The sequence below is a fragment of the Paenibacillus sp. JGP012 genome, assembly GCF_014203995.1.
In the GTDB taxonomy this organism is placed as follows: Bacteria; Bacillota; Bacilli; order Paenibacillales; family Paenibacillaceae; genus Paenibacillus; species Paenibacillus silvae.
Genome location: NZ_JACHKG010000017.1, coordinates 60,686 through 73,805, shown reverse-complemented (window position 1 = coordinate 73,805; position 13,120 = coordinate 60,686). Strand labels below are relative to the sequence as shown.

General features: G+C 47.6%; 12 protein-coding genes. All 12 read left to right on the top strand.

Annotation, left to right across the window (positions count from 1 at the left end; genetic code table 11):
* The first annotated feature begins 66 nt into the window (after nt 1-66).
* The 12 genes from folD (at nt 67) to HNR77_RS19380 (ending at nt 13,113) form a co-directional block, all read left to right on the top strand.
* Entirely contained in the window at nt 67-924 is an 858-nt protein-coding gene (gene folD / locus HNR77_RS19435; protein ID WP_184187885.1) for a bifunctional methylenetetrahydrofolate dehydrogenase/methenyltetrahydrofolate cyclohydrolase FolD, read from the top strand.
* Between the two features lie 10 nt (nt 925-934).
* Complete coding sequence (gene xseA / locus HNR77_RS19430; protein WP_184187882.1) at nt 935-2,299, top strand: exodeoxyribonuclease VII large subunit; 1,365 nt, start codon at nt 935-937, stop codon at nt 2,297-2,299.
* Entirely contained in the window at nt 2,289-2,546 is a 258-nt protein-coding gene (gene xseB, locus HNR77_RS19425) for an exodeoxyribonuclease VII small subunit (protein ID WP_111269645.1), read from the top strand. Before xseA ends, xseB begins: the two co-directional genes overlap by 11 nt.
* Nucleotides 2,539-3,444 carry a polyprenyl synthetase family protein gene (locus HNR77_RS19420; protein ID WP_397367159.1) on the top strand — a complete coding sequence of 302 codons (906 nt, stop codon included), beginning with the start codon at nt 2,539-2,541 and terminating at the stop codon, nt 3,442-3,444. Before xseB ends, HNR77_RS19420 begins: the two co-directional genes overlap by 8 nt.
* 292 nt (nt 3,445-3,736) lie before the next feature.
* Nucleotides 3,737-5,644: a 1-deoxy-D-xylulose-5-phosphate synthase gene (gene dxs, locus HNR77_RS19415; RefSeq protein WP_184187879.1), complete on the top strand. Its 1,908-nt coding sequence runs from the start codon at nt 3,737-3,739 to the stop codon at nt 5,642-5,644.
* A gap of 37 nt (nt 5,645-5,681) precedes the next feature.
* Nucleotides 5,682-6,533: a TlyA family RNA methyltransferase gene (locus HNR77_RS19410; protein ID WP_184187877.1), complete on the top strand. Its 852-nt coding sequence runs from the start codon at nt 5,682-5,684 to the stop codon at nt 6,531-6,533.
* Nucleotides 6,534-6,618: 85 nt separating this feature from the next.
* Complete coding sequence (locus HNR77_RS19405; protein ID WP_184187875.1) at nt 6,619-7,104, top strand: hypothetical protein; 486 nt, start codon at nt 6,619-6,621, stop codon at nt 7,102-7,104.
* Between the two features lie 100 nt (nt 7,105-7,204).
* Nucleotides 7,205-7,654, top strand: a complete 450-nt coding sequence (gene ahrC, locus HNR77_RS19400) for a transcriptional regulator AhrC/ArgR (protein WP_111269641.1) — start codon at nt 7,205-7,207, stop codon at nt 7,652-7,654.
* Nucleotides 7,655-7,677: 23 nt separating this feature from the next.
* Nucleotides 7,678-9,396, top strand: a complete 1,719-nt coding sequence (gene recN, locus HNR77_RS19395) for a DNA repair protein RecN (RefSeq protein WP_184187873.1) — start codon at nt 7,678-7,680, stop codon at nt 9,394-9,396.
* A gap of 120 nt (nt 9,397-9,516) precedes the next feature.
* Nucleotides 9,517-10,845, top strand: a complete 1,329-nt coding sequence (gene spoIVB / locus HNR77_RS19390) for a SpoIVB peptidase (protein ID WP_184187871.1) — start codon at nt 9,517-9,519, stop codon at nt 10,843-10,845.
* 195 nt (nt 10,846-11,040) lie between these two features.
* A complete protein-coding gene (spo0A, locus tag HNR77_RS19385) occupies nt 11,041-11,862 on the top strand; it encodes a sporulation transcription factor Spo0A (protein WP_111269638.1) in 822 nt (273 codons plus the stop codon).
* A gap of 291 nt (nt 11,863-12,153) precedes the next feature.
* A complete protein-coding gene (locus HNR77_RS19380; protein ID WP_184187869.1) occupies nt 12,154-13,113 on the top strand; it encodes a GGDEF domain-containing protein in 960 nt (319 codons plus the stop codon).
* The last annotated feature ends 7 nt before the right edge of the window (nt 13,114-13,120 follow it).

Sequence of the window (13,120 nt, the reverse complement as noted above, 5' to 3'; positions counted from 1 at the left end):
GCTTTCTTTTGAGATTACATCCAGATCGTTTTATCTAATATATGTTCATATAGGGGAGAGAGTACAATGACAGCATCTATTATTAACGGCAAAGAAGTATCCCAAGAGCTCCGCGCAAGCATGACGGCAGAAGTGAAACGGCTTAGCGAACAGGGGGGAGTACCTGGTCTGGCAGTTGTGCTTGTTGGTGAAGATCCGGCATCTCAGGTGTATGTACGCAACAAGGAAAAAGCTTGTCATGACCTCGGTTTTTATTCCGAAGTGCATCGTTTGGATGCGAACACATCTCAAGCCGATTTGCTTGCTCTGGTGGACAAGCTTAACAAACAGGAATCCATTCATGGAATTCTGGTGCAGCTTCCGCTCCCGGGACACATCGAGGAAAAGGCAGTCATAGATGCGATCGCTGTAGAGAAAGATGTAGACGGCTTCCACCCTGTTAATGTTGGTAATCTGGTCATCGGCGATGACAGCTTGTTGCCATGCACTCCGGCCGGTGTGATTGAACTGATCAAACGCACTGGAATTGAAATGTCTGGTAAACATGCGGTCGTAATCGGTCGCAGCAACATTGTCGGCAAGCCGGTATCTCTGCTCCTGCAGCGTGAAAATGCGACGGTAACGATGTGTCATTCCCGTACAGCCAACATGAAAGAGATTACACGTCAGGCGGACATTCTTGTTGTCGCTATCGGTCGCGCGAACTTTGTTGACGCGGAATACGTTAAACCGGGTGCAGTAGTCATTGATGTCGGTATGAATCGGTTGGATAATGGAAAACTCGCAGGCGATGTAGACTTTGAAAGTGTCAAAGAGGTCTCTGGCCCGATTACACCTGTCCCTGGCGGCGTTGGCCCAATGACGATTACGATGCTGATGCAGAACACGCTGATCGCGGCCAAACGCGCTCACGGACTGGCATAGGTATTTGTCTGTGGCAGAGCAGAAAATCTATTCAATCAAGGACCTGAACCGTTATATTCGAATGAAGCTGGAATCGGATCAGGTTCTGTCGGACGTCTGGCTGCGCGGAGAGATTTCCAATTTCACGCATCACTCCAGCGGCCACATGTATTTTACGTTGAAGGATAAGGACAGCCGAATCAAATCGATTATGTTTGCTTCTCATAATCAGCGATTGCCCTTTGTACCGAAGGAGGGTGCAAGGGTTATTGCGCGTGGTAATGTTTCGGTATATGAACGGGATGGTCAGTACCAGTTCTACGCCACACATATGCAGCCGGATGGCATAGGCAGTCTGTATCTGGCTTATGAGCAGCTGAAAAAAAAGCTGGATGAGGAAGGGCTTTTTTCTGCGGCTCGTAAAAGACCTATTCCGCGCTATCCGCAAACGATCGGTGTTGTCACTTCGCCTACAGGTGCGGCTGTACGTGATATCATGATTACACTCCAGCGGAGATACCCGTCTGCGAAAGTGGTGTTATACCCCGTGCTTGTTCAAGGAAAGGGCGCAGCACCTTCCATTGTCAAAGCGATTCAGAACTTAAACTTTATGAAGGAAGCAGATGTGCTGATTGTAGGACGGGGCGGCGGATCACTGGAGGAGCTGTGGGCATTCAACGAAGAGATGGTTGCTCGCGCCATTGCTGCTTCTGCCATTCCAGTCATCTCGGCGGTCGGGCATGAAACGGACTTCACCATTGCAGACTTTGCCGCGGATTTACGCGCTGCGACACCAACGGCGGCAGCGGAGCTCGCTGTACCGAATCGGGCAGAGCTGCTGGAACAGATCGCTCAGAGACAGCGGCAACTGCAAAATAGTCTAAAGCAGCGTGCTGTATATCATAGGGAACGGCTGACTCGCTTGCAGCGCTCTCCAGTGCTGGTGCATCCGCGCAGGACGTTAATGCAGCACACGGAGCGTCTGGATATGCTGAAGCAGCGCTTGCAGCGCAGTGTGGATACACGCATGAGGTGGACCGTGGAGAAGCAGGAACGCCTGCGTGCAGCGCTACAGCGTTTTAATCCTCGGGAACAGGTGAATTCAGCGCGTCGCGATCATGCGGCAGCGCGCAAGCAGCTTGAACTGGCGATGAGATCGATCACACGCAGCAAGCAGCAGCAATGGAAATCATCGGTTCGGCATCTTGATGCACTTAGCCCTTTGAAAGTAATGTCTCGCGGTTATAGTCTCGTGTATGACGAGCATGAGCAGCGATTGATCAAATCCTTAAAAGATGTGCAGCCGGGAGATTCAGTTAAGATCAAATTAGCGGACGGGCAGCTCGACTGTCAGGTTTGGGGAATGAAGGAGGACGACAACATCCATGGCAAATGAACCGGAACTGAATTTTGAAGAGGCAATGGCGGCGTTGGAAGACATCGTGGGTCAGTTGGAGCATGGGGATGTTCCTCTCGAGCAGGCAATTGATCTGTTTCAGCGTGGGATGAAACTGTCCCAGTTGTGTGGTCTGAAGCTCGAACAGGTGGAACGCAAGATCGAGATGATCGTAGAAGAAGATGGGGAGCTTCGCAAGAAGCCTTTTGGTACGGCGGATGATGAGAGCGGTGAGCTTCATGAGTAACCGCGCTTCATTCGATGAATATCTTCAGGAGATTACTGGTGAAGTTACCGAGGCGCTACAGCATATTGTTCCTGAGCACTGGGATGTGCCGCGTTCGCTGACGGAAGCGATGCAGTATTCTTTGATGGCCGGAGGCAAACGCCTTCGTCCTCTTCTGGTCGTTGCTGCGGCGGAAGCCTTCGGTGCGGAGCGTAAAGCTGCGATGCCGGCAGCCTGCGCCGTGGAGATGGTTCATACGTATTCCTTGATCCACGATGACCTGCCTGCTATGGATAATGACGACTATCGCAGGGGAAAATTAACGAATCACAAAGTTTTCGGTGAGGCAACAGCTATACTTGCAGGAGATGCTCTGTTGACGCATGCTTTTTACAGTATTGTTCAGGCGGGGCGTCAAAGCGGAGTGAGAGCAGATGCTTTATTGTCCATTGTAGAGGACCTGGCAGAGCTTGCGGGAGCCAGAGGTATGGTCGGTGGACAGGTGGCCGATATGGAAGGCGAGCAGGGGATGACTGATTTGTCACAGCTCCAGTATATTCATTTGCATAAAACAGGAGACCTGATTGTCTTTTCACTCCTTGCAGGCGCGCGTATCGGCGGGGCAACAGAAGGTCAGCTTGAAGCGCTGCGAGTGTTTGGACGTGATCTCGGCCTGGCATTCCAGATTCAGGATGATATTCTTGATCTGACGGGTGATGAGCAGAAGATGGGCAAAAAAACACAAAGTGACGTGAATCAGCAGAAGGTAACCTATCCGTACTTTATCGGCATGGAAGCCTCTATTGCAGAAGTGAAGTCGCTCACACAATCAGCCAAGGATGCTCTTGAACGTGCGGAGCTGCCTGATGCTTCACGTTTAATGGAGATTGCTGATTACTTGATGAGTCGTGATCATTAATTCGTGACAATAGCATGAATGTTACTGATTCAATGAGAAATGATTGGTGTAATGAATGTAATGGCCTTTTCATGCCAACCAGTAAAGCCTCTTTTCTCATAGTTCAAGGATACATAATTCAGAGCTTCGCAAATGAATCGGCAGCGGGGAGCTCCTGATCGGACGCAAGGCCGTAAATTATGATTCTTGTTTTTTTATGGTATAATGATTGAATGTTATTGAAAATTTAATTACGTTATATCAGTGAAATACAACAAATAAACAAACATTCTAGGAAAGCGGGGAGATTCTCGTGCTGCTTCCACAAATTAAACAACCCAGTGATCTAAAGGCAATGTCCCATGATGATCTTGCCCTTTTGTCGGCAGAGATTCGACAGTTTCTCATTGAGAAGCTGTCAGTTACAGGCGGGCATCTTGCACCAAACTTAGGAGTGGTTGAGCTCACGGTGGCCCTGCACTACTGCTATAATAGTCCGAAGGACAAAATGATTTTTGACGTAGGGCATCAGGCTTATGTGCATAAGGTGTTAACGGGTCGGATGGATCGCTTTGACACGCTTCGCCAGCACAATGGACTATGTGGATTTGTTAAACGGAACGAAAGTGAGCATGACGTATGGGAAGCTGGTCACAGCAGCACTTCACTGTCTGCGGCTATGGGCATGGCTCTTGCTCGTGATCTGAAGGGTGAAGATAATCAGGTTATTCCCATTATTGGTGACGGTGCACTGACCGGGGGTATGGCGTTTGAAGCGCTTAATCATATCGGTCATGAGCAGCGTAAAATGATGGTTGTGTTGAATGATAACGAAATGTCCATTGCGCCGAACGTAGGTGCGATGCATAAATACTTGAGTAAAATTCGTTCCGATCGTCATTATTTGAAGGCCAAAGATGATGTTGAGGGCATGCTCAAAAAAATTCCTGCCATTGGCGATCGTCTGGCCAAGTCGGCAAGCTGGATCAAAGATAGCGTCAAATATATGATGGTTCCCGGTGTGCTTTTTGAAGAGCTGGGGTTCAAATATTTGGGACCGATTGACGGGCATGACATTCCTCAATTGATTGAAGCGTTCAAACAGGCTGATAATGTGGATGGTCCAGTGCTGGTGCATGTGCTTACGACCAAAGGGAAAGGATATCAGCCTGCCGAGGCAGATTCCCATAAGTGGCATGGCATATCGCCTTACAAAATTGAATCGGGACAAGTGCTGAAAGCGGTTGGCAAGCCCATGTATACCGAGATATTCGGGCAGACGTTGATTGAGCTTGCCAAAGAGGATCAGAGGATTGTTGCAGTTACACCTGCAATGCCTACAGGCTCGGGTCTTATTCCATTCAGCAAAGCTTACCCGGATCGAATGATTGATGTTGGTATTGCCGAGCAGCATGCGGCAACGATGTGTGCGGCGCTCGCGATGGAAGGCTTGAAGCCGGTCTATGCGGTATACTCGACATTTATGCAGCGTGCGTATGACCAGATTGTGCACGACATCTGCCGTCATAATGCCAATGTTATATTTGCCATCGACCGTGCTGGCTTTGTTGGACCGGATGGTGAGACACATCAGGGGGTATACGATGTTGCGTTCATGCGCCACATTCCGAATATTGTACTGATGATGCCAAAAGATGAGAACGAATTGCGCCATATGATGAAAACGGCGCTTGATTATAATGAGGGACCAATTGCTTACCGCTATCCACGTAACAATGTGGTCGGTGTACCTTTGGACGAGGTGCTTGTGCCTATTCCGATCGGTACGTGGGAACAGCTGCGGCCTGCTGAAGGTTACGCCATCATTGCTTCAGGCTCAATGGTTCAGCTCGCCGAGGAAGCAGCGGAAGTGATTAAACGCGAAGGCATCAATGCTGGTGTAATTAACGCACGTTTCCTGAAACCGCTGGATGAGCAAATGCTGCGTGATCTCGCTGTGCGGGGTACAAAGTTGATCGTGCTTGAAGAAACCTCCCAAGCTGGCAGTATGGGCAGTGCGGTATTGGAATTCTATGCAGAGCAAGGTATGCATGATGTGCAAGTGCATCTGATGGGCATTCCGGATCGGTTTATCGAGCATGGAAGCATCAAGGAGCAGCGTGAGGAAGTTGGACTTACGGTCGAGAATGTGTGCAATGAGCTTCGGAAAATGGTGGTACAATCATCGTACGGAATGTCCAAAACACGCTTTCCATCTTGATTGCAGTTTAAAATGAAAAGAATGATAGGAGAAAGACATGTCACTCCCGAAAGAACGAATAGATGTGCTGCTGGTGGAGCAGGGCTATTACGAAAGCCGTGAGAAGGCAAAAGCTGCAATTATGGCGGGTCTTGTATATGCCAATAATGAGCCGATTGAAAAAGCAGGTATGAAAATTCCAAGAGATGCGGAGCTCAAGGTCAAAGGCTCTGTGCATCCTTATGTAGGCCGTGGCGGTCTGAAGCTCGAAAAAGCGATCCGTCACTTCGGTCTGGATATGAATCAGCTTGTGATGCTGGATATCGGCTCCTCCACTGGCGGTTTTACCGATTGTGCTCTTCAGCATGGTGCATCCCATGTTTATGCTATTGATGTCGGGTACAATCAGCTGGACTGGTCCTTACGAAACGACGAGCGGGTCACGGTGATGGAACGTACGAATTTCCGCTACGTCACCCCTGAGGATTTGCTTGGACCTGTTCCAAACTTTGCCAGCATCGATGTATCCTTCATTTCCTTGCGGATTATTCTCCCGCCGCTGTTAGCACTGCTGCAGAAACCGGCAGATATTGTGGCATTAATCAAACCGCAATTTGAAGCAGGGAGAGACAAGGTAGGAAAATCCGGGGTTGTACGTGATTGGAAGGTGCACAAGGATGTATTGCAAACGATGCTTCATTTTTCCAGTCAGCTCGGTTTAACCCTAAAAGGGCTCACGTTCTCTCCCATTACAGGCGGTGAGGGTAACATTGAATTTCTCGCACATTGGCGACTGGAAGCACCAGGGGCCGCACAACCAGAGAACGACAAGGCTTCACTTGAACTTGATGCACTTGCAGAAGAGGTAGCCAAGGAAGCGGCACATACTTTCACGGGAAACTCATCATAGGATGAGTTTCTTTTCGCTGGAAAGATGTTTCAGGATAAAGGAAAATTGCTGTTTGATCTCGAATATGTTTTCGAGGTGAGCGGTGATGAACGGGCAATATGACACAATTGTAATTGGTGTATTTGCTGTCTGTTTGATCGTATGGTTGTTTTTTGGACTGCGCAGCTGGGTGAATCGTCCCATTCCGGTAAGTCTGGCAGAGCTGCAGCTGAATGAACATATTCAGCCTTCTCCTGCATTGGAACTGCTTGAAGAGAGTGGGTATGACGTCATTGGTGGCAAAATGAAGGTTCCTTTAGCTTTTGAAGCGGATGAGTCCGTATTATACAGCAGGCTGTTCATTGATTATGTTGCAGAGCGTGACGATGCCCGATATTTAGTAAAAACATCTCGCCGCAGACTTCCGCTTGAACTTAGCGGACCTTCGGTCAGGGACCGTTTCCTTTCTTATCTGCTCTTATATCCTGGATGTGAAGGTTTGCTGTATGTGGACCTTGAAAATTCCGATATTATTGTTATCAGGCTTATGGATTATCAGGAAGACGTGTATGATGGGGAAGATATGGACTAATATATAATAAGCTTGAAATAGGGATGCTCGAAATATGACATAGGACAGCTTGCGGTGATGGAATGCCGCTTGATCGCAATACATTTTACTGGAGGCATGTATGAAAGGACAACGACATATCAAAATTCGTGAGATTATTAGTCAAAATGAAATAGAAACCCAGGATGATCTGGTTGAAGCGCTGCGTCAATCGGGTTTTCAGGTTACACAGGCGACGGTATCAAGGGATATTAAGGAACTGCTGTTGATCAAAATCCCGATGGATGACGGGCGCTACAAATACTCTTTACCGACGGATCAGCGTTATAATCCAATTCAAAAGCTCAAGCGTGCACTGGTGGATAACTTCCTGCATATTGATCACACGAACAATCTTGTGGTGATGAAATGTTTGCCGGGAACCGCGAACTCCATTGCTGCACTGCTGGATAATATTGAGTGGACTGAAGTGATGGGCACAATCTGTGGTGATGATACCATTCTGATCATTTGCCGTACAGAGGAGAACAGCGTCACGGTCATTGAACGGATCATGGGATATATTGCTTAATTCAGCCGGAGGTGTTTTTGCAGATGTTAGTTACGTTATCCATTCGCAATCTGGCCGTGGTGGAGGAAGTGGATGTTGTCTTTCATCCGGGATTTCATGTGCTGTCCGGGGAAACCGGTGCAGGTAAGTCCATTATTATAGATGCTTTAGGTTTAATCGCGGGGGGACGAAGTTCGGCCGATCTGATTCGGTACGGATGTGATAAAGCAGAGATGGAAGCGCTGTTTGAGATGGAGCCTACACATCCGGTGTGGAGCACGCTGGAGCAGCTTGGCATTCATTGTGAGCCTGAGGAGCATCTCGTCATTCGACGAGAATTAAATACGCAGGGCAAGAGTACGTCACGCATTAATGGACAGCTGGTGAATCTGACGATGCTGCGTGAAGTGGGCGAGAAGCTGATCAACATTCATGGTCAGCATGAGCATCAGAGCTTGCTGCGTGCAGAAAGCCACCTCGGGTTATTGGACACCTATGGCTCCGAGGTGATCGGTCCGGTCAAGGCGAAGTATCAGGAGCGCTACAGCAAATTTATCGCCGCAGAGAAGGAACTGCGGGCACTTCAAGAATCCAGCCAGAGGGCATATCAGCTGCTGGATATGTACCGTTTTCAACTTGAAGAGATTGCAGCCGCCAGCCTTACCCGCGGCGAAGATGAATTACTCGGTGAAGAACGGGTCAAACTATCCCATAGCGAGAAAATGATGGACAGTGTTGTTGGTGCTTATGAACTGCTTAGTGGACAAAAGGGTTTGGAAGCAGTCAGTCTCGCTTTATCTCGGATTGAGGATATTTCAGGTTATGACAGCAAAGGTCTGCAGCCGATTGTCGAGCAGCTGCAATCTGCTTTTTATCAACTGGAAGATGTGACGTTCCAGCTTAGGGATTATCGGGAACGAATCGAATTTAATCCGGGCAGACTTGAGGAAGTGGAGCAGCGATTGAATCTGATCTCTGGCCTTAGACGTAAATATGGCGACAGTGTTGAACTGATTTTGAACTATTATGAACAGATCAGCCATGAAACAGACCAGCTTGAGAATAAAGATGAACGTCTAGAGAAGCTGCGGTCCGAGAGGGATAAGCTGCTGGTACTTGTGATGGAGTCTGCAGAAGAGCTCAGCAAGGTGCGCAAGCAATGTGCCGAGGAACTGGCTGCTCAAGTCGAGAGCGAACTCAAGGACTTGCAGATGGAGCGGACGTCACTGCGTGTTCAGATTGTACCGGCAGAAGATCCCAAGGGCATTGAATGGAATGGTCGCCGCATACGCTTTAGCCGCCAAGGTGCTGACAGTGCCGAGTTTCTGATCTCGCCCAACCCGGGTGAGCCTCTGAGACCTCTTGGCAAGATTGCTTCGGGCGGAGAGCTATCCAGAATTATGCTGGCTATGAAGAGCATTTTCGCTCGTCACGACCGGATTCCGGTCTTGATTTTTGATGAGGTGGATACGGGAGTCAGTGGACGGGCGGCTCAATCCATTGCGGAGAAGCTGCATCGCCTGTCCTCTACCTGTCAGGTGTTCTCCATCACACACTTGCCACAGGTGGCATGTATGGCGGATCATCAATATTTGATTGAAAAGCATGTGTACGATGGCCGTACGATGACCCAAGTGGAATCGTTGTCGCAAGAAGGTCGAGTGAAGGAATTGGCACGTATGCTCGGTGGCGTGGAAATCACAGAAAAAACGCTGCATCATGCACAGGAAATGCTGAATCTGGCGGAAGCCAAAAAAGGGTGAAACGGACGACTGGCGTAATGATTGACAGTAATAAAAGCCTGGGGGCAGGGTTATCTTATAGGTACGCAATTGGCGACCACCTTTCGTCAAGCGAAAGAAGCAAAGGGAGTGTGACTGCCATTGAATTCCCCCCTCAGGAAAAAATTGCTAGGTCTTTTATTTGTCTTCTTTCTATGTGTACTTAGCCAGGCTGTACAGCCGATGCAAAGTTATGCTTCCCTGCCTGATGAAGTGCAGGTGTTCGCAGGCAGGCAAACAGATGTCAGGCTGGCAGTACCTGCAGCTTCAAGCGCAGTCGTGGATCGGCCGGATATTGTAGGCTTGGATCAACAGTCTGCATTAAAGGTAACCAGGCAAATGCCTCTACATCTACATCCTCAACAAACGGGACATGCCAAATTAACACTTAAGCTATGGGGGAAAATTCCCGTCAAAACTGTTAATGTCAAGGTGATCCCTGATCTGCGTGTTGTTCCCGGGGGTCAAACGATTGGCGTAAAAGTGAAATCCGCCGGCATTCTGGTTGTCGGACATCATCTGGTGCGTTCCGGTGCTGATGAGCGAAAATCTCCAGGCGAAGCTGCGGGTATCAAATTAGGTGACTTGATTACTCACATGGATGGGAAACGTCTGGATGGTGTGTCGGGTGTAGCTGAAGCTGTGGAGCTTGCAGGCAAGCAGAGCAAAGGCATTGATGTCGTCCTCAAGCGCGGCGATGAAACCATCAAGACCAAATTGACGCCAGCCTATGATGCAGAAGATAAAGCGTGGAGACTGGGGCTGTACATTCGAGATTCAGCAGCAGGTGTGGGTACTTTGACTTTTTATGCACCTGATCAAGGTGTATACGGCGCGCTGGGCCATGTAATTACAGATATGAATACACAAACGTCTATCGTTGTAGGGAGTGGTCAGATCGTTCAATCGAATGTTACCTCCATTGCGAAGAGTGAGACAGGTGATCCAGGAGAAAAGCGTGCTCATTTTTTTAAAGAAAGCAAAATATTAGGCAATATTGAAAGAAATACGGCATTTGGCATCTTCGGTAAAATGTCTCAAAATCCAGAGCACAGCTTATATAAGCAGGGAATTCCTGTTGCGTTTTCACATGAGGTAAAGGAAGGTCCGGCTGAAATTTTAACGGTTGTAGAAGGACAACAGGTTGAGCGTTTTGCCATTGATATCGTGCATGTGGCGGATCAATCAGAGCCAGCTACAAAAGGGCTTGTGCTGCGTATCACCGATCCGAAGCTGATTGACAAAACGGGAGGCATCGTTCAAGGCATGAGCGGCAGCCCAATTGTACAGAATGGCAAGCTAATTGGTGCAGTGACACATGTATTTGTGAATGATCCGAAGTCAGGGTATGGATGCTTTATTGAGTGGATGCTTCAGGATGCGGGTGTCATGATGAAAAAGGAACAATCCAAAAACCTTAAGGCTGGATAGACAGCCCTAAGGTTTTTTTGTCGAAAGTAAACATATTATATCGGATGCTGAAATAAAATATTTATTATAAAGGAATACGAAAAAAAAATAAAGAAAAATAATTTTCGACAGAAGGAATTTCATTGTACGTGTCGAAAATTTAACCTGTAAGGAAATGTACGATACTGATGTTTCAAATAAAAGGAGGATACCGTTTTGCAAAAAATTGAGGTATTGCTGGCCGATGATAACCGTGAATTTACAAATTTGCTTGCCGAATATATATCCGAGCAGGAAGATATGGAAGTGACTGGAATTGCGTACAATGGTGAAGAAGTGCTGCAATTGCTGGAACAAACGCGTGATGTGCCAGATGTATTAATTCTGGATATTATTATGCCTCATCTGGATGGACTCGGTGTACTGGAGCGCCTGCGCAGTCTGAATCTCTCCCCGCAGCCTAAAGTTATTATGCTCACCGCATTCGGCCAGGAAAACATCACACAGCGTGCTGTGCAACTCGGAGCTTCCTATTACATTCTGAAGCCATTTGACATGGAAGTGCTTGCGAATCGTGTACGTCAGCTGGTAGGTACGCAAACAACGATGTCATCCAGCAGCAGCTCATCTTCTTCATCCTCCATGTTTATGAACAAATCTAACGTTGTGCCGATGGGCAAACACAAAAATCTGGATGCCAGCATCACGTCAATCATACATGAAATCGGAGTTCCTGCGCATATTAAAGGATATCAGTATTTGCGGGAAGCCATTACGATGGTGTACAACAATATCGAAATTTTGGGTGCCATCACCAAAACGCTGTATCCAGCGATTGCTGAAAAATTCAAAACGACGCCATCCCGCGTCGAACGTGCGATCCGTCATGCTATTGAAGTGGCATGGACACGCGGCAACATCGACAGCATCAGCCACCTGTTTGGTTACACGATTAACATCAGCAAGTCGAAACCGACGAACTCCGAGTTCATCGCGATGGTCGCAGATAAGCTCAGAATTGAGCATAAGGTGAGCTGAAAGGATCGGGAGTAAGAAACAATAAAGACGAGTTAACAATAATAATCACATCATTCATGATCAGCACCTCTCTGATTATTCGCTTTGAGCGTATATTGGAGGGGTGTTTGATGTTATGGACAGAATTATGACTTTTTACCTAATTTTATACAAGGGCGGGCGTTGATTTGGTATATTTTCAAAAAAATTTACCTGTAGTTAACGCTTTTTTAGGTAAAAAGTGGTACGATGTGACCACTGATAGATCAAAAGTGACATGGTTGCTACTACGCGGTAAGGGAGTTGATAGGTTTGTTTACTCAAATAGGTGAAATTGCTGAACCGATTCCAGTAGTACTGCCAGATACCAAGTGTGATGCCCTTTATCAACTGTTTAAGTCCAATCCGAATCTGGAAGGTGTAGCGGTGACAGGGAAAAACGGCATTTCCTTAATGATGAGAACACGGTTCTTTCAGCAGATCGGAACACAGTATGGCTACAATCTGTATATGGGACGTCCTGTGAAGCTGTTGATGAACGTGAATGCACTGGTCGTGGATTATGCAGAACAGATCACGGATGTCAGTGTCGCTGCAATGGAACGTGAAGAAGCGGATCTCTATGATCTGGTTCTGGTAACATCTGGGGATCGATTCCATGGTGCGGTAAGTATTCGGCGCTTGCTGCTCGCGGTGGCAGATGTAAGAGCTGAGATGGCTATATTTATGAATCCCTTGACAGGCCTTCCCGGCAATCGGATTATAGATGATCGATTAGTTCAAATGTTGCGGCAAGAGCAATTCAGTGTGCTGTATATTGACCTTGATCAATTCAAATCGTATAACGACAGTTATGGTTTTAAAATGGGAGACGAGCTTATACAGGCAACGGCCAGTTTGTTGCGCGAGCATTTTGGTGGACCGGAGGCGTTCCTTGGTCATATCGGTGGGGATGATTTTATTGCCATTCTTGGCCATCATGAGTATAGGCAGGTGTGTGAAGAGGTGATTTCACGTTTTGAGAAAATGAAACGCAGCTTCTATAACGACCAGGACTGGCGTAATCAGTATGTGATGGGAGAAGGCCGTTCTGGGCTGAATCGACCTATTCCTTTAGTATCTGTGTCTATTGCGGTAGTCACCAACTTGAAACAACGCTATGAGGATATTAATCAAATTATCAATGAAGCTACTCGCGTGAAAAAAAGCTGCAAATCCATCATTGGCAGCATTATCTGTGCAAATGATATGAACGCGGAGAAAGTCACCTGATTTTCAT